Origin of the sequence: Ruminococcus turbiniformis (genome assembly GCF_020687545.1) — a bacterium.
GTDB classification, from domain to species: domain Bacteria; phylum Bacillota; class Clostridia; order Lachnospirales; family Lachnospiraceae; genus Mediterraneibacter; species Mediterraneibacter turbiniformis.
On record NZ_JAJEQX010000014.1, the window covers coordinates 39,676 to 61,335 of the forward strand.

Annotated in this window: 15 protein-coding genes; 1 reads left to right on the top strand and 14 read right to left on the bottom strand. The window is 46.1% G+C overall.

The genetic code is table 11. The features are described 5' to 3' along the window. Positions 1 to 683: 683 nt before the first annotated feature. From LKD70_RS09150 to LKD70_RS09165, 4 genes are all read right to left on the bottom strand, one after another. The gene (locus LKD70_RS09150; protein ID WP_227707721.1) at positions 684 to 2,945 is read right to left on the bottom strand and encodes a VirD4-like conjugal transfer protein, CD1115 family; all 2,262 of its coding nucleotides are present in this window, start codon (positions 2,943 to 2,945) and stop codon (positions 684 to 686) included. A 129-nt stretch (positions 2,946 to 3,074) separates the two neighbouring features. Next, positions 3,075 to 4,436 carry a hypothetical protein gene (locus tag LKD70_RS09155; RefSeq protein WP_227707722.1) on the bottom strand — a complete coding sequence of 454 codons (1,362 nt, stop codon included), beginning with the start codon at positions 4,434 to 4,436 and terminating at the stop codon, positions 3,075 to 3,077. A gap of 317 nt (positions 4,437 to 4,753) precedes the next feature. Continuing rightward, positions 4,754 to 5,680, bottom strand: coding sequence for a ParB/RepB/Spo0J family partition protein (locus LKD70_RS09160; protein WP_227707723.1), 927 nt, complete (start codon positions 5,678 to 5,680; stop codon positions 4,754 to 4,756). Positions 5,681 to 5,797: 117 nt separating this feature from the next. Continuing rightward, positions 5,798 to 7,840 (bottom strand): AAA family ATPase, encoded by a 2,043-nt coding sequence (locus tag LKD70_RS09165; protein WP_227707724.1) that lies wholly within the window; start codon positions 7,838 to 7,840, stop codon positions 5,798 to 5,800. 186 nt (positions 7,841 to 8,026) lie between these two features. Between LKD70_RS09165 and LKD70_RS09170 the strand changes: the two genes are divergently transcribed. Further along, entirely contained in the window at positions 8,027 to 8,686 is a 660-nt protein-coding gene (locus tag LKD70_RS09170; RefSeq protein WP_227707725.1) for a hypothetical protein, read from the top strand. A gap of 17 nt (positions 8,687 to 8,703) precedes the next feature. Here LKD70_RS09170 and dnaE read toward each other — a convergent pair whose 3' ends face one another. From dnaE to tnpA, 10 genes are all read right to left on the bottom strand, one after another. Then, positions 8,704 to 12,507 (bottom strand): DNA polymerase III subunit alpha, encoded by a 3,804-nt coding sequence (gene dnaE, locus LKD70_RS09175; protein ID WP_227707726.1) that lies wholly within the window; start codon positions 12,505 to 12,507, stop codon positions 8,704 to 8,706. A 35-nt stretch (positions 12,508 to 12,542) separates the two neighbouring features. Continuing rightward, a complete protein-coding gene (locus tag LKD70_RS09180) occupies positions 12,543 to 13,730 on the bottom strand; it encodes a leucine-rich repeat protein (RefSeq protein ID WP_227707727.1) in 1,188 nt (395 codons plus the stop codon). 181 nt (positions 13,731 to 13,911) lie between these two features. Beyond that, positions 13,912 to 14,364 carry a hypothetical protein gene (locus LKD70_RS09185; RefSeq protein WP_227707728.1) on the bottom strand — a complete coding sequence of 151 codons (453 nt, stop codon included), beginning with the start codon at positions 14,362 to 14,364 and terminating at the stop codon, positions 13,912 to 13,914. A gap of 14 nt (positions 14,365 to 14,378) precedes the next feature. Continuing rightward, entirely contained in the window at positions 14,379 to 16,484 is a 2,106-nt protein-coding gene (locus LKD70_RS09190) for a coiled-coil domain-containing protein (RefSeq protein WP_227707729.1), read from the bottom strand. Beyond that, positions 16,474 to 16,683, bottom strand: coding sequence for a helix-turn-helix domain-containing protein (locus LKD70_RS18765; protein ID WP_407690940.1), 210 nt, complete (start codon positions 16,681 to 16,683; stop codon positions 16,474 to 16,476). Before LKD70_RS18765 ends, LKD70_RS09190 begins: the two co-directional genes overlap by 11 nt. A gap of 292 nt (positions 16,684 to 16,975) precedes the next feature. Then, positions 16,976 to 18,379 carry an LPD1 domain-containing protein gene (locus tag LKD70_RS09200; RefSeq protein ID WP_227707730.1) on the bottom strand — a complete coding sequence of 468 codons (1,404 nt, stop codon included), beginning with the start codon at positions 18,377 to 18,379 and terminating at the stop codon, positions 16,976 to 16,978. Between the two features lie 104 nt (positions 18,380 to 18,483). Next, a complete protein-coding gene (locus tag LKD70_RS09205; protein ID WP_227707731.1) occupies positions 18,484 to 19,038 on the bottom strand; it encodes a hypothetical protein in 555 nt (184 codons plus the stop codon). 131 nt (positions 19,039 to 19,169) lie between these two features. Next, positions 19,170 to 19,388, bottom strand: a complete 219-nt coding sequence (locus tag LKD70_RS09210) for a hypothetical protein (RefSeq protein ID WP_227707732.1) — start codon at positions 19,386 to 19,388, stop codon at positions 19,170 to 19,172. Positions 19,389 to 19,795: 407 nt separating this feature from the next. After that, entirely contained in the window at positions 19,796 to 21,103 is a 1,308-nt protein-coding gene (locus tag LKD70_RS09215; RefSeq protein WP_227707733.1) for a transposase, read from the bottom strand. Then, on the bottom strand, positions 21,075 to 21,536 hold the full coding sequence (gene tnpA, locus LKD70_RS09220) for an IS200/IS605 family transposase (protein WP_227707734.1): 462 nt from the start codon (positions 21,534 to 21,536) through the stop codon (positions 21,075 to 21,077). The genes LKD70_RS09215 and tnpA overlap by 29 nt, the downstream gene beginning before the upstream one ends. Between the last annotated feature and the right edge of the window lie 124 nt (positions 21,537 to 21,660).

A 21,660-nucleotide genomic window follows, 5' to 3' on the forward strand; every position in this document is an offset into this window, starting at 1 on the left:
GGCGGTCTTCTACTTTGCGTAAGACTGCGATTCTTTCGTTCAAATTCCTGTTGTGCATCCAACACATTTTTATTCACTCCCGGAATGCCTGTATGCCCATCAAATGAGCCGGGACTGCTTTCATTTCCGGCCTTTTTATCGGCCATAAAATGTTGATAGCCTTTTTCTTCCTGACGTTTTGCCTGGGATGGGCTATCTACAGTTGCCGCTTGATGATCTTTTGAATTATGTATGGCTGCATTTCCGGGCTTTTCCTGATCATTTTCCGTTTTCTGCCCGCTGTATCGATTCTCAGTTGTTCCCCAGGCATGCGCTGTACTTTTGCCATTTTCGGCCCTGTCTCTCGATCTTTGTTGTGGTTCTGAGTATGGCTCGGAATGGCCGGAACGGAAATGCTGTTTATTATCTGACTCCCCCGCTTCTGGATGATAGGGATATTCAGCCTTCCCAGAAGAAGAAAGGCTCTGCTGTTGGCCGGTTTGCTGCTTTCCGGAAGAGCTTCTGTTCTCCCCACGGGTCCGCGCCTTCTTAAGAAATATTTTTTGTTCATCCTGTAAATTTTTGTTTATAATTGGTTTCTTTTTTTTGTCCACGTAAAACGGTCCCTCCTTATCTTCTGGTCAACAGCAATTATTATTTCCTGCGGGCCACCGCTTTCAGAACCCGGTATATGGCATAAGCGGTTAACAAGCCATTGAATGGATCGCAGATATAAAAAGCTGATAAGATTTAGAGTTAATGGTAAACATGAAATAATCTGCCCCATCCACCAGATTCAGGATATAATCATTGGACAGTTCTGCTTTATTCAGTCCAATTGCGGCACCTACCATTGTTTTCGCCCCGATATCTGAAAACAGGATTCCTTTTTCCTGTCCTGCGCTGATCATGGAAGTTTCAAGCAGCTCAGGCAGTGCTTTTGCCTGGATGCCCTTGATTGTGGCAACCGGGATCTCCTGCCCAGAAGACAGAATAAACTGCTCAACAATCGCATTAATGGTATCAATTTTCCCTCTGGCTAAGATCTCTGTATCCAGTACCAAAGAATTGAATGCCTGGTTTTCGTCCCCATCCAGTTTCAGGTCATCCGTGCTTTGGCTTTCCGATACTTCTGTTTCTACATATTCCTGTATCTCTGCTTCTGCCTTCAGCAAAAAGTCCAGATTGATTTTTGTATTATCGAATGCCGGAATCTTTTTATAATAGAAGGCATTCTTTTCATCAGCGTCTGCTGTGGCTTGATACAATGGATGTTTCTCATAGATATATTTTTTGTCCATCACAGGTCGCATCCCCTGCATAAAGATAATCTCATCGGTAGAATCCATTCGGCCGATCTCATCCGGGGTCATAACTTCACGTTTCGTCTGCTGGAAATTCCTGTTTGAGTTTCCACCCATCCTTCCGCCCCGGCTGATCCCTCTTGACCTTGTAGTGACTGTAGCTGTTCCTAACTTGTCAGAAAAATATTTTAGGGTATTTTGTTCCTGTCCCCCGAGGAAGATCAGTGTAGAACAGTTTGCAATTACCGTCCTCCAGTCATCTTTATACATCGCTTCTATCTGGGAAAGGTCCTGAAGGATTACTGTAGCTGAAATATTGTATTTACGCATGGTTGATAATCGGGATTGGAAATCAGGAATTTCACCCATATTTGGGAACTCGTCCATCATGCATCTTACATGATACTTCAGCCGTTCCGAACCGGTCGTTGCTTTTTGCTCCTCCCCTTTAAAATACAGGGTTTCGAAAAGCTGTGAATAAAGCATTGCCGTTAAAAATGAATAAGTCCAGTCTGCCTGCGGCACAATAATAAACAGCGCTGTCTTCTCATCCCCCAGTTTGTCCAACTCCAATGTATCCGTTTTCGTAAGGTTTGCCAGCTGTGGTGTCATAAATGGCTGGAGTCTTGCAATACAGGAAATAATAATGCTTTTCAGTGTTTTCCCTGCGCCCTGCTTGAAAGAACTATAAAACTTCCATGCCAGTGAATCCCGGGGAGCCTCATCAAACATCTTATCAAGGGGTGATTTGGCAAACGGATTAGCTTCATCGACAAGGGACATATTGATCATATTGACAATAGACGAAAAATTACGCCTGCTTGTGTCATGGTTAACCTCAATCAGGTAAAAAATACAGGCTGAGTAGAGTAATTTTTCGGAATTGATCCAGAATTCATCCCCTTTGCTGTCCTTAATTGAAGTATTATTGATTAAACAGTCAATTACCATCCTTACCCCGGCTTCATCGCGAATATAATTCAGGGGATTGTACTGGTTGGAATGCCCCATATCGGTAATATTAAATATTTTTATTTTATATCCATGCTCAGATAGGACTTTCCCGAGTGATTGGATGATTTCGCCGGACGGATCGGTTATCACCCACGAACAATTGCTGAGATTTAAGATATTCGGCTTGACCACAAATCTTGTCTTTCCTGTTCCCGCGCCGCCGACGACTAAAACGTTGTTATTGAGACCACGCATCTTCCGGTCATTGACGGGCTTACGGAATGTTTTCCCCATGATCATGTTGGGAGAAGGCAGGTTTGGGTCCGATGGTTCCGGATCTACATAATTTTTATTGTATGCCTCAAGGTCATTTGTGGTCATAAATCCACCTGTCCCGGCGACTTCATCAAGCTTGTAGGTATAGTTCCTTGCATTTTCCAGGCTTACCATAAAATAGAAAATAATACCTACAACTACCCCTGAAGCAACCCCGCCGACAAAAAACATAATGTTTACAGGCGGCAGTAGATGAAACGACAATATTTCACTAAGCGCCATGGAAAAAGAAGAGCCAAATTCTTCACCTGTGTCTGACATAATCGCGAAAGTGTATCCTCCGATATAGAAAGAGAGGATACTTACAACAACACTCATGTAGATTGTTATAAGTTTTGAATCTTCCTTCCGCTGCTGCTCTGTTACAGCCATCTTGCTTACCTCCAATCAAGTATTTCCTGCTTGCCAGTTAATTTTGCCAGTTAATATGGAACAAATGACAGCCTGAAACTCCCTAATGCATGCTTTCAGACTGCAAGCTTCCCCTTACCCGTTTCCGGTTCAGGCATTCGTTTCCCGGTCATCAGGGATCATATTTTCATTCCGGTCGTTCATAACTTCTACTGCAAGGTCGTCCCGTGAGAAGTCGCGGTCAATCTGTTCCACCATTTCCACATCGCCATCCATGATCGCATTCGCGAACTGCTCCTGGTTGAGATCGACCTGGATAATCTCATCACGGAACCCACGGAAGATACTGCGTGCGTCATCGTATAGGATCGGGTCGTTCGTTTCCCTGAGTTCCTTCATGTCATGGACAGCATCGGAATTGATCTGTTCCAGGCTTTCAAATTCCTCCTTGCGCATTTCGTTGTTTGTATAAGCATAGGCATACACAATTTGTTCCGGATTTTCCTGTGCCAGCTTCCATTCATATAATTCTTTCTGGGCTTCCATTTTCTTGATTTCTTCCATTTCAGCCGGAGTTGGGGTTGGCCTGTCAGAAGACGAATCTTTTACAATTTCCTTTTTCCTCACAAAATCCGCTTCCTGGTATTCTTCAAATGCCTCTCCATCAAGTTCTTGCGGATTATCCATCATCCCAATATACAGGACGATCTTATTTTCCCGGTCCGGATCCGAATAGTCCAGTACGCTTTCTGCCCCTCCGTATTCATGGAAAGTGACTTTATCCGCAGACGCAATCATATAGTTCCCTTTCATGTCGCCAATATAGAATGGGACATTATCTTTCTTCCCCTGTACTGTATAAATTAAGGACCGTTTTTTGGACTCCTCATAATCAATCTGCTTTTTCAGCGCTTCAAACGCTTTCGGGTAAGTTTTCTGGATCGCAAGGGTCATTTTTGCATTTTCCATCACACTCCGGTCTGCTCTTGGATAGTACAGGCTGTATTTCTTGCCGGTTCCAGGTTCTATTGCAACAGATACGCCCTGTTGCTTTGCGTATTCCGCCAGGATTGTGCAGTCATATTTGTCAAGGGAACTGATCCTTTGCACACTGCCGTTTGCCTGTATGAAGACAACATCTTTCGCCTGGATCCCACCCCTGTTATGCTGGCATCTGTATTCATTGACGATCTTATTTACTTCCTGTGCGTCTTTATCCGCATAAATAAAGATCTTGTTTCCTCCGCTTGTTACAAGTCCTGATTTGATATACTCGATTGCATTCTGCCGTAGCTTCCTTTCAATCTCCGGAGCTGCCTCCTTCGAACAGGTAATAAATTCACACCTCCCGCCTTTCTTGATATGCTCCAGCAGTTCGCTGTTGCTCCGGTCACGGGTCAGGTTGTTAACCAAACCATAAAGTGTATCGGTAAGTGTTGATGATGCACGCAAAAACAAATCTGTCTGCTTAAAGAGCAGATTGACTGTCCTGTCAATATCCGATTGCAGCATAGTAGTAACCTCCTGTTTGAATTGGCGTTACGGGTGTTTCTTCCAACCGTGCCAAAGCTTCCTGTAAAAATAATGTGGGCAGTCTCTGTCTGCACCCTGGTCATTTCGTAATATCTAATATGGTTAATTGCATAGCTTGAGGCTGCCTGCGCTACAATCTTCTCCTGACCGCGCGGCGGATCCGGATCCGCGAAAAAAGGGATGCCTCCCCTGTGAAAGAAAGGCATCCTTTTTGTGGATCTTTTTTCTGTATTTTTTCGTTTCTGCTTGATGGTCTGGGATTTTGGCTATCCCACTATTGTTGGTTCCTACTGCTGCTACTGGAAACATTCCGCAACTTCTTTGCAGGCATTGATCGCGTCCCATTCTTCCTGCGTGGGGTTATCTTTCGAAACAATCTTCCTGCACCATTCGATCACAACGTTAATCGTGTCACTCTCATCATCCCCTGGCTCATATGTATCAAACTGCTCCTTTATCGGTTCCTCTGCTTCATCTATAGAGGGCCCAGTTGCATAGCCAAGGTTATATTTGCTCATGATTTCGTCAATATCATCAAGCGCAATCTCCTCCTGGTGCGGTTTTGATGTTTTCGTAGATTCTGCAATTGCCTGCTTTACGGGGACATCATTTTTGATTTTCTGGATTGCTTTATTCTGTTCTTCTACTGGCAGTACGGCAAGCTTTGCGCCATCCTTCGGGCTGATCTCTGTGTTTGTAACCATTTCTTTTAACTCATTAGTCCCTTTTACAAAGACGGTCCGCCAGAAGCGGCTATAGCGCGGGGATAGTTTCAGATATTTCGAAATCTCATTAGCGAGCTGCCTTTGTTCTAATTCTCCGTTGTCTACCATGTGCATCAAAGTATTAATTACATCCGCACGGTGAATATTTTTTTCTTCGATGCTCGATTCCCTTGCTTCCAGGTTCCCTGTATCGATACGCAGCTGCTGGATGTCAGTTGGCATTGTTGCATCACCGACGATGTGGCATGGGACCATGCCGTCAGGATATAATTCCCGGAAAGCTGATACCCTGCGCTGCCCGCTGATCAAGGTATAATACCCTTCATCTTCTGAACGGATGACTGCCACAGGGTCCTGGATTCCAAACGTATGGATGCTGTCTTTTAAGTCCTGAAGATCTTCTTCTTTCCATTTGTTCAGTGGATTGTTCCGGATCCGGTCTACTGGAATCATGATAAAATCTTTACTGGTTTCCTGCTGTGCGTTTGTTTTACTCATAATTTTACCTCCGATTTTTTTTCTGTTTTTTTGTGCTGCTAATATGACGAAATTTGATATTTAGAATTCCTTTTCTTTAAAATTTAATAAAATTTTAATAAATGCAAAGGATAACGGCTACCAATTCGACCGTAGCCTTGTAGACAACAGCGTACACCTTTTCCGTTCGGCTCCATTTTGAACGGCATATTCAAAAGAATGGTTCACACTGTAGATGTATACTTTTTCGGTTGCCCGAGTGATCGCAGTATAAAGGATCCTTCTTGTAAGCATCCCTTTGGAGTAATCCGGCAATAAAATATAGACTTCCCTATAAGCACTGCCCTGGCTCTTATGAATGGTTATGCAGTAAGCCAGATCCACATCCCTGATATTGCTCTTTCCTATCCGTATGTCCTGTCCTCGGATCCGGACGGTCAGGGAATCACCGTCGCCGTCAACCACATCCCCGACATCCCCGTTATAAATCCCTTTTTCATAGTCCGTCTTTGTGATAATAATGGAATCACCGAGATAGAATGATTTTGCCCCATATTTCATGCATAGTTTTGCTTTGGGGTCCTGATACAATTTGTTGATAAGGTTTGTCCCAAGCCCTTCCTTCTTCACGGTAGTCAGGATCTGGATGCCTTCCTCCCTGCTTTTGGGGATCTTCTCCCTTGCCTCCTGCACCGAATCAAAATCCAGGATCTGGAAGGTTTTGTCCTGGTCAACTTTCCCATACCCGTTATTGATCCGTTCCGCGTTCTCGTATATCGTTCCCCTGTTACGGATCACTTCATTGAGCCTGTATACATCAACCTGTCCGGATCGGATCAGTTCGCTTAAGACGTTCCCGTATTCAACACTCTGTAACTGGTCTTCATCTCCAACAAGGATAAGGATTGCTCCGCTTTTTATAGCCTTAAACAATAGGGAAGCAAGCTTTAGACCGAGCATCGAAACCTCATCGACAATAATCAAGTCTCCAGGTAGCGGGTTGTTCGGCCCTTTTGATGATAGGGATTCCGCATAGGGCCGTATATCCAATAGACGGTAGATTGTTACGGCCTGCATCCCGGTAGCGTCGCTTAAGACTTGGGAAGCTCGCCCCGTTGTAGCTGCCAACTGGATCACTGAGGACGGTTCAAAGGCTTCAAGGAATCCCCGGATTACTGACGTTTTTCCGCTTCCAGGAGGCCCCGTCAGTATTTTTACGCCGCTTGTTTTCAGGGCGTCAAATGCCGCCCTTTGGTTTCTGGTATACTTAATCCCCAATTTTTCCTCAACCTCCTTGGGGCTCTGGATCTGGTAGTTCTTATGTCTTAACTGGAGTCTCCTGAAATGACTGATAAATAAACTCTCTTCCTCATAAATTTTTCTTTCGTAAATATAGATGGTTCCTTTATATTCGATGATTTTGATCTTGTCCTGCAGTTGATGGAGCGCCATATTTACCATAGCCATTGTGATTGGATAATCCTGCCTGCGGTTGATATAATCCAGGAGACTTTTAGCCGTCAGACAGGTATTCCCGATATTTCTTGATCGCAGCAGAGCGTCTATTATATAGGCGCAAAGCCTTGATGGTGCATAGCCCTGGATTCCCTGATACCTTTTTGCCATTTGATCCGCTATACGGATATCTATATCGTGGTACAAGCAGGCACGGTATAAGTGCAGGATAAAATTGGAGTAGGTTATATGCCTGTCTAACAGTGCGCTGATCCGGTCAATTGGGACATTATATTCCTGCAGGATTTTCGTAATCTTTTCCCGGTCGGATAATTCAGACAGCCTTCTGATAATCATGTCGGGATCCTTAACACGCATTTCCATAAGTTTTTCCCTGGCAGTGCTGTCTAAATGCAGTAAATTCCCGATCCCGGAAATACGACTGGCCTGATTTGGAGTTAACCATGGGGCCGCATAATCCAACAGAAGCTTTCCTTCTCCCACTCCTGTAGATGGGAGCCGGTCAGATGTCACTTGAAAAACGCCATGTTTGTCCCACTCGCCATCCAAAATAACAGGCATTTTTTTCCGGTAGATCCCCACTTTGCCTCTGCAAGTGATCAGCCCGTCACAGACATGAGGGCAGCTTGACATAGGCTGTGCCAGAAATTCTGTAATTCCGGTTATGTCATCTTGGGATATCGTTTTCCAATAAATTACATCCATCGCTCGTCTCCTCATATCAATCATACACAGGAATATGGAATGGATTTTTTTGCAGATATCTTTCATATTTATTTTTGAAAAAAACAGAAGGAGGTGCAGGCAGGGACGAGTCCTGATGCTACGAACAACCGGGCATATTTTAGCCGTCTGAGCGGGTTTGGCAGTCGTGGTACCCTGCCGAATATTATGGACACATTGTATCTGAATTATGAAAACTATTTGATTGGAGCAACGAATGACATCGGAATGCAGAACTTTTTCGGGGCTGAGCCGGGCGGGGCAAACCAGCAGCGTGCTGTCTCCTGTATAAAATATGCCCTTGAGGAAGTACTGGGATGGGATATGGAAGAATGCATCCAGAAATTTGACTCTTATATTTTATCCTTGATGAAATTGGAACGGCTTGCGGACTTCATTGAATATCCCGATGAGGTTGAGCCCCGTGATACCAGATATATCTTATCATTGATGTATCCGAAAAGAGTGCATCTTAATTTAAGGCAACTTGTTATTGAGGTGTATGACCGGGTGCTAAACCATGAATCACATTTCCCAAAGGAATATTTTTCCGGGCCGAATGGGTTCTTCCGGTACTGCATCTGCCTACAATATTTGATTACCAATTATCATCCGGTAGAATCCATTGACGAACTATATCAGTTTTTAATGTCAAACGATGGTTCCCGGTTCCTGATGGAATACCGGCTTAAGGTACCGGCGGATCATTTGGAAATTGATCTCCTTGACTGTGTACATGAGATAACGGACCACGACGAAAACAGTTCATTATACTATGGTTACTATCAGTTCTTAAGGGAACTCGGCAAGGCAAATGCCGCATCGTAAGATTTACAAAAAGGACCTCAGTGGTCCTTTTTGTTCGTGATACCTGTATGCATATAATTTATACAGCCTAGTTCTTTTATTGTATCTATATTGACATGCAACTCTGATACTGTAGGCGCGATTCTTTTTGCACTTGCGTCGAAATGGAATACAACGATCAGACTGAGAGTCCCTTTCCCATTACGCGCAATCACCTGCTTCGCTTCCTCCGTTTTTTGCCAGGAGTCAAGATTCAAGTAATATGTATGTTTTTCAAGTGGTGAGCATTTTGAAACGAAAACCGTCCCGTCTTTATAGTTTCCTTCCAGCCGTACTGCTTTTCCGGCCATCATTTTCTCTGGTTTTTCTGTGGTTTGGAAAAGAAGGTGAGCTGTCCCATCTTTTCCGTAGAGAGTTGCCGTAACATACATGCCATTTTTTTTGTGCTTCTGTTCTATCTCTGAGAGGATGCCCATCACTTTGCAATGCCCATTTTTGAGTTGCTTAAATGGAGTGCATCCGTAACCCTCCTCAGGCCCGTAACTTGCCATAGGATCTGCCGTAAGCAGGAAACCGAGGGCCTGAATTTCATGTTCGCATATCCAGCTTTCATTATAATTATTGTCTTTATCCCCGCAGTCGGTAGTTTCAGAACAGGCGCTGCCCAGAGTATGGTCATCTAAGGCAAGGAATAGTTTTTCCCTGTCCCTCGTATAAGAATCAAAGGCCCCAGCACAGATTAATGCGGACAGGATCCTTTTCCCCGGCTTAATCTCCTTTGTCCTGGAGGTGAAATCAGCCACCGAAAGAAACGGGGCCTCCGTATATGCCCTTGAACGGAGGCATGTAATCTGCTCAATATCAGAGCGGGATGCGATCCCTTTAATTCCGCAGAACCCATACCGGATTGCGTTATCTTCGATTACAAAATCAAAAAAGGAATGGTTGATATCTGGGCCAAGGACGGAAATACCGAGCCTTCTGCAGTCCTCCAGGATTCCCGGATACTTCTCAATTTCGTCGTTGTTGTACATCGCGCACAGGAATTCTGTCGGGAAATGGTATTTCAGCCATGCTGTCTGGTAGGATACAATGGCATAGGCAGCGGCATGAGATTTGTTAAACGCATATTTGGCAAATTCAGTAAGCTGTTCAAAAAGTTTTTGCGCCGCATCTTCCGCAATCCCATTATGGATACATCCTGTTATCCCGCGCTTTGGATCCCCGTAAATAAATGCATGCTTTTCAACTTTGAGTTTTTCCTCTTTCTTCTTAGACATCGCTCTCCTCACAAGATCAGCCTGTCCTAAACTGTATCCTGCCAGTTGGCGGAAAATCTGCATGACCTGTTCCTGATAGACGATAGCCCCATATGTAACAGAAAGGATAGGTTTCAGCTCAGGCACGAGATATTCGGGCTTGCGCTTCCCGTGCTTTACGCTGATCACATCTTCAATGTACTGCATGGGTCCAGGGCGGTACATAGCGACCAGGATAATTAAATCTTCAATCGTATCCGGTTTGAAGCTTTTCAGCAATTCCTTCATTCCATCCGATTCAAACTGGAATACAGAATTTGTATTCCCTTCCGAAAAGATTTCGCGGAACACTTCCTGTTCAAACTCAATCTTCTCTATGTCAATGATTTCCCCGCGATACCGTTCCACAAGCTGAAGTGTATCTGAGATACAATCCTGCGTATTTAATCCGAGAAGGTCCATTTTCAGGAGCCCTTTCTGTTCGATTTGGTTCATATCGCACTGAACAGCCCATACCTGTTTCTCCCCTCTCCAGGTCACAGGGACGTAATCACTGACATCTCCATTGTCAGAGATTACTACGCCGCCGGCATGAACCCCGACTGCGGAGAGCTTCCCTTCGATCAGCTTTGCCTTTTCCCAAAGAAGCGTCTTCTCCTCGTCATCCCCGTACATCTGGTAAAAAAGTGCATCGCACTCACTCACAGTGGATCCAATCGGAATGAGGGAAGCCACTTCTTCCGCATGTGGATAGGTCTCCACATTCAGTTCGCTTGCCCGGTCGCGGCCGGCCATGCGTACCGCAGATCGCCCTGCATAAGAGGTTTTCGTACAGATGGATGTAACAGCCTTCTCTCCGTATTTCCACTTCAGGTACTTAATGATATACGGGCGCAGGGAGCGCTTCACATCCGTGTCAATATCCGGCATGCTCACGCGCTCCGGATTTAAGTACCGGTCAAAAAGCAGATGGTAACGGATCGGGTCCACGTTGGTGATCCCCAACAAGTAGCAGACGAGTGATCCGGCAGCGCTTCCCCTGCCCGGAGGCGCATAGGTACCGGAAACATACCCTTTCCTCTTGACCCACTCCTTAACTTTTGAAAAATCTTTTGGCATTTTGGGGAGGTCGTATTGGGGGATGCAGCTTAAGAGCCTGATCATCCGGCAGTAATCTTGTACGACCATGTGGTAATCCACATATCCCATCTGCTCAATGATTTTCACTTCACGTTTCAGGCGGTCTTCATATTCCCCGGTCCATTCATCTTCACGGAATTTCTCACGTTTTCCCTCCTCCAATAGCTGATAGAAATCCATATCCGAACTGCATTTCGGGTAGTGCTTACCCATAGGGATCTCGACATGGCACTGGTCGAGGACCGCAGTGTTACGGATTGCCTCTTCTACGGGATCTTCCGGAAGTATTTCAAGGAGCGAGTCCCTCAGTTCGCCTTCCGTTTTCACATATAGTTCTTTATCAGCCTCCTGAAGGTTTTGGTGCTGCATATAATAATTATACCTTAGGATCTGCCTTGCCTGTTCTTGCCCCTTTTTTGCCATATGCGCGTCGTTAGCAGCGATTACAGGGGTCCCTGTTTCTTTTGCAAGCTTGCACAGAAGCGGCATAACATACGCTTCATCGGGAAGCCCATGGTACTGGAGTTCAATATATAACTGTGGGAATATTTTTTTGAGTGTATATAGTTCTTCCTTCGCCTGTTCATACAATTTCGGTTCTTCCGGGAGGCGTGGATGCTTGAGTTCCGCATCTAGCTTTTTATATGTTTCCGCTTTCCTGCGCAGCTTATCTGCAGCTGCTTTTTCCTCCCGGCGGGTCTTTACCGCAGCCTGGTACTTCTCCTCAGCAGCGACATAATCCTGTTGTGCCAGCCTGTTCAGGGTCTCCAGTTCATGAAGCCGGATTGCAGCTTCCTGGCTTTCTGGATCGTTTCCTGCCTTTTTCCTGGCTTTCTCAATCTGTGTCAGGAAAGTCTTGGTTAAATACTTCTTTGATTCGTTTTTATCCCGTTTGAATTCCCTTTCCGATTTGAGGGCCGCCTTGTAAGCTGCATCGGCAGACTTCCACATCTCATAATATTCTTTCAGCGAAGAAAGCTTGTCCTGTCTTTTTTGCAGTGCCCGTTCTGCTTTTTTCCGGGAGAGCAGGATCTGTGATAGCGGCCCGCTAATGCATGCGGTTGTCGCGATCACATGCTGGGATCCTTTAAAATACTTTTCCAAAGTCTCCCTTGTCATAATCGGATATGTGATATGTCCGGTTTTGGATTGGTTTGCCTCCGCATCCCTGACTGCTTTTGCAATCTGCCGGTATCCTTCCAGGTCTTTTGCGATCAGGATAAAATGCTCCTTGTGGTCCAGGTATGTTTCGATCCCAGGGACCGTATTCACCCCATGCTTCTTGCCTGCCTCTAAAAAATCGTCAATCCCGAGCATTGTCCCATGGTCGGTAAGAGAGACAGCCACCGCCCCTATCTCTTTAGCGCGCAGGACAAGTTCTTCCGGGGTCTGTGCGGAATCATGGAGGGAATACATTGTATGCGCATGTATAATTGAGAACATAGAATCATCTCCCGGGTCGTATATCTTACAATGGCTTATTCGGTTTCAATAATGTCGCGATACGAAGCTGCTGGGTTGGGGGCAGCCCCGTTTACCGTAATATTCATGTTGCCTCCCGAAGTGTTGGCTAACACGTCGAGGATTAAGGACTCCCCCTGAAGGTCAAGCTGGGTTGCCTGGGAGCAGTCAGAAAGGAAATTGGAATAATCTTCCGGATTCCCATGGACTGTAAGCGTCCCGCTTAACCGTAAACATCCATTAAAACAGGAGCTGACATCTGTTACGCCTGCCGGTATCTCTGACGGGACGGAAAGCGAGATGTCCCCGGAAAAGCACTGGCTCATGTTCTGGACGCTGTCTGGGATCTCCGGCATTTCGCGCATATTGATGCATCCCGCAAAAGCATTTGAAATATTGATCGCATTACCAGGGAGTTCTGCCTCAGTTAACACAGTGCATCCCTCATAGACAGAACTGGCGTCCACAACGCCCACTGCATTCGAGACATCTGCCCCGGATTGGAGCTGTGTGCATTCCGAATACGTCCCTGTCAGGTTCCTTGTAGATTGTGGGATCGCAGATGGCTTAGTCAGAGCCGTGCATCCAGCAAAAGTTTCTGTCATGTCCAATAAATCTTGGCACCCGTCCAGGTTTGGAGCGGATTTCAGGGCAATGCATCCGGAAAAGGTGCGTACCATGCTGGTGACAGAACTTGGCACTGATTTTACATACTCCAAAGTCTCAATGTCGCTGAAGCATTCATCCAGTGATAGCGGCATTACCTTGTCCTCAAAAGAGATTGCTGTGATCGGATGGTCATCCATATTTTCATAATCTTTCCACGGGTATTCCCCGTCCGGGAAGGCAAGGATATCCCCTTCTCCCTCAAAGCAAAGCTCACCATTGCTGTACAGGACAGCTTTCACTGCGTCTGGCTGTGGGCTCCCGCACTCAAATGCGACAATCCTTGTCCTGTCGTTTTCTACTTTTACAGTGCATTCCAAATCTTTATAAGAGACTACCACATTTGTCACGGCACCGATTTTTGCCGGCGTATCCCTTGACAGGGATATCTCGCTGCTTGACAGATCCGTCTCCATGCCGTTCTCGTGGGTTGCTGTCACATGAAAATCGGACGCTTCTATGGTCTCGCCCTGTCGATAAACATTTGTATTCTCCGCAGTAATTTCAACAATTGGGGACTGCTCCGCTGTTGCGTCCATGACGGCTGGGATAATTTTCCCGGCCCCAAAAAGGATGCCAAAAAGGATGAGCAGCAAGATAATCTTTTTTTATAAGTGTCCCAGATTCCTAGTATTATTTTCATTCTTTTAAAGGCAAAAGAGCCCGCGATTTTTATCGCGGGCAGTATGCCCTCCTCCTTCCTATATTTGTAGATTGGCGTCAGTACATGGCTTCCTGAGATTTCGGGCTGTTATCTTCTTTTTGTGTTAAAAGATACGTGACCTTTATCTTGGAAAAGATTTCTTTATGCAGTTTTTTTATCCTCCGCGAGTCAAGGTCATGGTTAATGCAGCGCAGGGCCCCCGCATAATCGCGGGCAATAGAATGGTCAAGATAAAAAATAGCCTTTCGGATCGCTTTGCGTATCTTGTTATGCTTTTTACATGCTATCAGCATATTACTGAAAGTAGATCTCAAATTCCCATCGAACTTTTCTTCAAACAGACGGACGTAATAGTTTTCCATCCTCCTTTTCCTGATCGCCCCTATAATAGAACATATGACTGCGACCAGGAGAAAAATTGCCAGGTTCATCACAAAATAAAGCTCGATTGTAATATTGCCCTGTGTTATGTCCTCAACCAGGCCCTGGATCAATGTATTCGCTTCCATGACTTACCCCTCCTCTATTTCAATGTGGAAAGCTTATCCGAGATCCGCTTCAAATCTGCTACGAGGTCATCATAAGGGAACCGGCAGTAAGCTTTCCCTTTGGACATCCCGTATGTCTCTGCAAAACTCTGTGAGTTCCAGGCGTCAAATGTTTTGGTGTAATTTCTCCTGGTGGCTTTCTCAATACAGACAACATGGAGCTTCTCATTGATATACGCTGTACAGCCGTTTATCTCAAGGCTTAAAAGAGGATCCCCTTCTCCCACAACTGGATTTACCTGGTATCCTGCATCATTCAGTACAGTTTCAGCGGGTTCGTAGACTTTTAATCCTGCAATCTTATCCTCAAGTTCTTTTGCTTTTTTGTCCTTGTCCTCAAGCTGGGCCTCCCGCTCCTTCAATGCGTCTTTCACTTCTGACAATTCCCGGTTTGTTTCCGATAAGCGCTCCTGCATACTCCTAATGTTTTCCTCTGCTTCCGAGCGCGCCTGTTCTGCATCCCTGAGACGCCGTTCAAGCTCGGGGTCCGGCGCATTACGCTCATCTTGTTTTTCCTGTCTTGACTGTAAAGCCATGACCATATGGTTGCGGTCTTTGATTTGTTCCCGTAATTCCTTGTTTTCCATGCGGAGGCTTGCGACAGTATCATTTAATTTCTCGATCTCTGCGGGGTCAGCTGAAGGGAGCTGAATCCCAAGGTCAGCCATTTCCTGCAATTCTTTAATCTCGTCCAATGTTTTAGAGACAGAATCATGTTCCCGCTTGATCTGTTCCAGCTGAATGTTTATACGGTCCTCCCGAAGGCTCAGGTCTGATTCGCGATCCTTGATCTCCATTTCTTTTTCAGACAGCTGGGCCTGCTTTTTCGTAATCGCCCCCTCTTTTTCGATCACTGTTTTCTCCCGATACTCGATTGCTTTCTGCGCAAGCGCTGTATGGCTTTCCTGGCTGGATATCCTTTCTTCCCGTTCGCCCAGTTCAGCTTCCTTGTCGGCAAAAGCGGCTTCTTTTTTCGCAAAGTCCTCCATCCTGCTTTCCAGGTTCTTTTTCGCGGACCTGTAATTGTCCCAACTGTTATTCAGCTTCTGGCGCTCTGCCGCCATTGAATCCTGCACCTTCTTTATCTCATCCTGTCCGGATTTTAATGAAACAAGTGCATTGTCTACGGCTGTTTTTTTTCGATCAAGAAGTTTTTCCCGGAAATCCAGTTGATCCATTTGGATCTGGAATGCCCGCCGAAGGCTGGTATACATTTCCATCCCTTCTGCCTCAGGGAAGGACAGAGCTCTGCTACTGGGGGCCACATTATCGAAAGACTGTGCAGTTCCGAAAGCGCCGGATACATCAGCATTTTCCTGGAACGTATAGTGATCCTGGATCCCTGCACCAGTTTCCAGTTCCAAATTTTCGTTGCTTATTTGCGTGTCAGCGCTTGTGTCCGTATGTGTATCGACGCTAACGCTATCACCCAGGGAAGCAGTCTGAACGCCGCCTATAGATTTATCCACCACGTCTTCCCGTTTTTCTGGGATTTTTGTCGGTTTCTGCTTTTTTTCCTTTTCCGCGTTATCCTCAGATATTAACATTGTAGTATTGCTGAGTGCGTCGGATAGTGCCATTGTATCATCGGCTCCATCCATGCGATGGCCCTGCTCTGGATCTGTGTTTCTGCTGGCCTCTTTTTCTGGGAGCACTTCTTCCCATTCCTTATATGTTCCGTTTTTGTCTGCAATATTCTGCAGAATGAAATCGACAAACTGTTCTGTTTTTTCCAGGATCAAGCCTTGTGCATGGTCATCCGGTGTAGACGGGAACGGTACGTTTAAGCTGAATACGACTACTCCGTCGTGGGCGATGGAAATCATCCCTTCGATTTTACTTGCCATTTCAGTAGCAAATGCATTATTTTCTGCGTCATTTCCACCTCTGTCGCAATCCGCCCGGAGGGTAAGCAGATCCCCATCTGAAAATAACCTGAACTGGATCAGCGTATTGCCGGCATTACACGAGAATTCCAAATGTTTCTTATCTTTGGGCCATTTGAAGTTACTGAGACCTTCCTTTTTCTGGAGCATCGCATATGCCGCTTTATATGATTTTACTCTAGCTTCATTCGTCATTTTGGTTGATTCCTCCTATAATTTGAATATTTTCCGGTTCAATCCCGTACAAAGAGCATAGTTCCTGCTTCACGGGATCCCGAAGCCTAGTTTCACCATGTTCCCATCTGCTTACTGTGCTTTTGCTTACTCCTAATCGTTGTGCTACGTTTGACAACGTATATCCTGCATTTACTCTAGCTGCCTTCAATGAAAACAAAATATCACTTCCTCCTTCCTACTAATGCTTTTTCCAGGTATCAAGTATACTCCGTCCTGGACACGGCCGTATTTTAAGCACGGGACAAACCTGATGCTTTTGCCACAGGGTACGGTTTCTGTGAATGTTCCGGCTACAAGCAGGGATTGTCGCCGGCTATCTTAATATGGGAAATTTTCCCACCCCAAGAGATGCCATCAGATATACTGTGGATCTTCGGCGGATCCAGATCCGCCAATCTTTCAAGGGCACAGAAAAATGGGCAGCATAGAAGCTGTCCATTTTGTGATAATTATAATGCAAAAATCAACTGTCCATCTGGTTCCTGTTGAAAAATCGGGGAGCAGACGTTTTTTTTCAGCCGTCCTTTCCAAGCCAGGGTGATTTCTGTATCTTCCTTTCCCCAGCCAGGTTCATGGAAGAAATTTTCTGCCTTCAGTGTGTAGAACAGCTGATCAAACAGTTCGTTGAATATTTCACGTTCCTCCCCTTGCGGAATTGCGCAGGCTCTCTGGTTTTCATATTGGAATACATAAGTATCTGCGTGGGCGAAAAGGTAGTCTGACGTATAACCAAGTGTATCCTTAACGTAACAGGCAAAAGCCCGTGCAAACATTTCCTGTACGCTTGACCAGTATCCATAAGCATCTTTTTTAAAATGACGATCGAATTGTCTCGATCCCCGAAAATAATCCGTTTCATTCCCGGAAGCATCTCTCTGAAGTGAACTGCACAGGGTACAAAACACAGCCGGGAGTTTCCCTTTTTCTGCTGATGTGCTTGCAAGAAGGGTGTCATGTATCCCGTAAAATCTTGCGAGCATGTTGTCCAATGCATGCCCCCATTCGTGGGCGGTGCAGCCTGCCCCATGGATCTTAGTCAGGTTAATAACCTTTCTAGTGCATTCGTAATGGGCACATGTCCCAGATGTTCCCCGTGAGCCAAAGGCCATGGCAAGCTTCCCGTCAAAAGCAATATCCTTGTCACTGATCTGCAGGGCAATTGCAAGGTCTTTAAGGGCATCAAAGCAGTAGTCCATGGAATACTGCCGATCTTTCTGTGACATCCAGTTCCCGAACTGTACGCCACGGAAATGGAATACTCTCTGCCATGCATGGTCATCAATATGGACTCCATGCCGGAAGTCTTCCCCTTCCCGTGTAACGTGTGACAGCTGGGGCGGAACGAACGCAACCTTTTTTCGATCTGGTTTTTTCCGCTTTTCAAATGGGAATCCTGTTATGCGTACATTGTTTTGCATGTCTGCAATCCTGTATTTGCTGTAGACAATCCTTTCCGCAAACGTATGCCTGTATCCGTAATGGTCTCCGAACTCATCCCTGGCGATTTCATAGAAATTCACGACACCATCCATATCGGTAACTGCCATAGCTGCTTTCCGAACCTTAAGGGCCATACGTGTATATGCAGTACGGACCTCCATCAGGTCGTCTCCGTCAAACACCCGTGGAACCGGCATGATTTTCCTACGGATGGAACGCTGCCAGAAGGCAATAAAGGGATCCATCCCGCCTGTTACCTGTTTTTTTGCGTCTGGCAACGGCCAGAGGACATCCCGTTTAATATATTCCATCAATTCTTCTTCGGTATAATCCGCCAGGTCAAAGTCTTCCCTCCACAAGTCTTTTCTAGCTCCGCCAATTCTTTCTCCAAAATCAACAATTTTTTTTGCCATATAAATATTCCTCCTCTTTTCATAATTCAAAAAGAATATGGAAATTATGGATAAAAAAAGCCACAGATAAATCCATGGCTTTTCCGATTTTGGGAACCGTATTCCTATGCTGCGGAATGTGAGGCAAGGCGCGTCGAGGGCCCTGTAATTACCGACATGATATCACCGAGGCAGTCCCCGTAAATGTCACCGGCTGCAGATCTCCAAATTCCATTGTCCCAGATATCCCCGTTATTCTGGATCCATGTACCATTCCGGTACTCCATATTCGTTAATTTATATCCGATGTCAATAATGATTGCCTGGTTAAAGACATCTTCTAAGAATTTATCTTTTCCTTTTTCAAATAACGTATGGAGGAACTCCCCTGCAGAGTCTGCATAAATAGAATCCATCCGTTTAGTTTCTGCTTCCTTATCCGACTCAGGGATGATACGGGAATAAAATACACTGTACATTAGATACATGGCACCATTCCCTACTTCAGTGATTACTTTCAGGAAATTATTTTTGTATTTCTCATACTCTGGGTCCATGGATTTGATTTCAGCCCTGAATTTCCCACCGCTCAGGGAAACTACAACTTCCGCTGACATTCCTTTCCGGTTTTCTTCAAACAGCTGATATTTCTTTTCCCATACCTCAATATCAAATTTCATTCCCGTCCCTCCCTTCGGGTAAGATGGAAAACGATCCTTTTTTTCATATTGACTCCTCCTTTTTTTAATCACTGGTAATATGAAAAAAAACGCCAAAAAAAAGACACCACAGTGTTGTGGTGCCTTTTTTATTAAGCGAAAAGTTCCATCTGGATCATCGCAGGCTTCTTCTGTCCTGTTGTCTCCTGCCCTTGAGTTTCATGATGTGTTTCTGGCAGGTATTTCATGTGCCCTGTCTTCATATAATTTAATGATTCTTCTACGGTCGGATAACTCCTTGTCCCTTCCTCTGTCGGCACCCCAAAGATACACAACAATAAAGCCGCTTCGTTGATTGTAAGTTCGCCCATAATGATTTCCTCCTTTTTTCATATATTGATACATGAAAATTGGGAAATTTCTGTTTTTTTGATACAGGGCGGTGTTCACGCGTGAACTACTCACGACTGAAGTCGCGAGCTTCCAAGGCATAATGCACCCACGTTTTTAAGTGCCAGTGCACATGCGTTGTCTTTCCTGCTTCATTTGCCTGATGCCTGCCTTTTGGGCAGGGCTTACTCCAGCTCTCTGTACCGGACTTCCGGGTACAGTCTGCGTTTCCGCAGTGCAGGCTTAGCGGGTTTCCCCACGGCTCCCACGGTTCCCCGAGGTACCATTTCCAGGTTTACGAGTGACAGAATCTAAGGTTTACGGGCTTCTATGTTTGGTTAACAGGTAGCAGATCCCTGAATCACTCCAGGCAGCAAACTGGAAGTTTTTATGCTGCGACAGAGACCCCGGCTTCCCCCAGGAGCCGTATCCCTTCCGCAAGGATGTTGTCTTTCGCGTTGATATCCCGGTCATGGTACGTGCCGCATTCCGGGCACGTCCATTGGCGGACGCCAAGGTCTTTGACTTCCCTGTTCCTGTACCCACAGCAGGAACAGACCTGGCTGGAGGGGTACCAGCGGCTTACCTGTATGAAATATTTCCCCTGGCGCTCCAGCTTATACTTCACCATCGTAAGGAACTGCCCCCAGGACACGGAGGAGACCTCATTTGAAAGATGCTGGTTTTTTACCATGCCACGGATGTTTAGGTCCTCACAGCAGAAGGCGGAGCAGCTGTCCGCGATGCGGCGGCTCAGCTTATGCTGGAAGTCCTTCCTCTGGTCCGCGATCTTCCGCTGCTCTGCGGCTACCTTGCGCCTTGCCTTTTCCCAGTTCCTGGAGCCGGTATGGGTTTTCTGGTCATACTTCTTCCGGGACAGGGATTTCTGCAGGCGTCGCAGCCGTTTCTCATGTTTGCGGATCCACCTTGGGTTTGGGATTTCCTTTTCCCAGCCCTGGCTGCCGATTACGGCAAAAAGCTTCAGGCCCATGTCCGCCGCCAGGACATCCTGGATAGACACCTGCACCATCTTGGCCGGCGATGTTATGACAGTTTCCAGCTGCAGGGAAACTGTGTAGCGGTCCCCCTTCTTCTTGACCGTTGCGGCAAGGATGGACGTCCCATGTGGGACAAGTGTTTGGAGGGTCTGCTTCCTGGGCAACACAAAACGCACCAGGCCGATTTTGGGAAGCCGGATGTATGGGAGTCCGTCCGCCTCTTCCAGCCGGATGTTGCCGTTGGTCTGCTTCGTGGTGTAGGAATTCCCCGCCGGCTTCCATTTGGAGGCGAACTTCGGGAATGCCGCCCGGCCACTGAAAAAGTTTTTATAGGCAGCATCGACGTGCTCCACGGCGGATTCCAGGGCGAATTTATCGGAAAGCTGCAGGAATCCAAACTCTTTCCTGAGTTCCGGGAAGTGCTTGGATTTATATTCGTTCACGGACAGGGTTCCTTTTGTTTCCTCATAATAAGCGATGCGGTCATTCAGGTACCGGTTGCGCATAAAGCGGGCGTTGCCGATCTGCTGCGCAAGGCTTTGCCGCTGGCCCGCATCCGGGACCAGTTCGAGGACCAGCCCGTAGTCATGCACCATGCAGCCGTAAGGCTCCAGGGCTTTGTTTTTAGCCTCCGTGATATGATAAGCACGGCCGGAAAATATAAAAATATCACCGTTTTTTGTTGCGGTCACTGCCATTATGTGGTTCTCCTTCCTGGCTGTTGATGTATGCTTCCACCTGAGCGGCGCTCCGTTCGCTGACAGTCACGACAAAATAAGACGGGTTCCATAAATGCCCGCCCCAGAGGGAACGCTTTAATTCCGGGTGCTCCATGAACAGCCACCTTGCCGTATTTCCTTTCAGGATCTTAATGGCATCGGAAAGGCGCAGCTGCGGCTTGCAGCTGGCAAGGATGTGGATATGGTCAGGCATAACTTCCATGGCAAGGCAGTCCATCTGCAGGCTTTTCATAGTATCAAAAAGATGGCGCTTTGTTTCCACGGCGATATTGCCGGTAAGGACTGGCTTACGGTACTTGGTCACCCAGACAATATGGTATTGTAAAAGGTAGACGTATCCTCTACCATGCGTAACGTCAACATTTTCAGTAAAAATAAGTTTTCTATCCATATACATAGTATACCATATGCAGTGCAGGCGAACAAGTGTTTTGCTCTTAATATTTTCTTAAACAAAAGGCGGCTTACTCACGACTAAAGTCACGAGTGTGCGCCGCCTATATCATCAATGCCAC

Excerpts from the sequence above, each read along its gene's own strand:
- LKD70_RS09180 (WP_227707727.1), bottom strand. The coding sequence starts at position 13,730 with ATGGACGCAACAGCGGAGCAGTCCCCAATTGTTGAAATTACTGCGGAG.
- LKD70_RS09210 (WP_227707732.1), bottom strand. The coding sequence starts at position 19,388 with ATGGGCGAACTTACAATCAACGAAGCGGCTTTATTGTTGTGTATCTTT.
- LKD70_RS09165 (WP_227707724.1), bottom strand. The coding sequence starts at position 7,840 with ATGGATGTAATTTATTGGAAAACGATATCCCAAGATGACATAACCGGA.
- tnpA (WP_227707734.1), bottom strand. The coding sequence starts at position 21,536 with ATGGATAGAAAACTTATTTTTACTGAAAATGTTGACGTTACGCATGGT.
- LKD70_RS09185 (WP_227707728.1), bottom strand. The coding sequence starts at position 14,364 with ATGGAAGCGAATACATTGATCCAGGGCCTGGTTGAGGACATAACACAG.
- LKD70_RS09160 (WP_227707723.1), bottom strand. The coding sequence starts at position 5,680 with ATGAGTAAAACAAACGCACAGCAGGAAACCAGTAAAGATTTTATCATG.
- LKD70_RS09190 (WP_227707729.1), bottom strand. The coding sequence starts at position 16,484 with ATGACGAATGAAGCTAGAGTAAAATCATATAAAGCGGCATATGCGATG.
- LKD70_RS09150 (WP_227707721.1), bottom strand. The coding sequence starts at position 2,945 with ATGGCTGTAACAGAGCAGCAGCGGAAGGAAGATTCAAAACTTATAACA.
- LKD70_RS09215 (WP_227707733.1), bottom strand. The coding sequence starts at position 21,103 with ATGGCAGTGACCGCAACAAAAAACGGTGATATTTTTATATTTTCCGGC.
- LKD70_RS09205 (WP_227707731.1), bottom strand. The coding sequence starts at position 19,038 with ATGAAATTTGATATTGAGGTATGGGAAAAGAAATATCAGCTGTTTGAA.
- LKD70_RS09170 (WP_227707725.1), top strand. The coding sequence starts at position 8,027 with ATGGACACATTGTATCTGAATTATGAAAACTATTTGATTGGAGCAACG.
- dnaE (WP_227707726.1), bottom strand. The coding sequence starts at position 12,507 with ATGTTCTCAATTATACATGCGCATACAATGTATTCCCTCCATGATTCC.
- LKD70_RS09200 (WP_227707730.1), bottom strand. The coding sequence starts at position 18,379 with ATGGCAAAAAAAATTGTTGATTTTGGAGAAAGAATTGGCGGAGCTAGA.
- LKD70_RS09155 (WP_227707722.1), bottom strand. The coding sequence starts at position 4,436 with ATGCTGCAATCGGATATTGACAGGACAGTCAATCTGCTCTTTAAGCAG.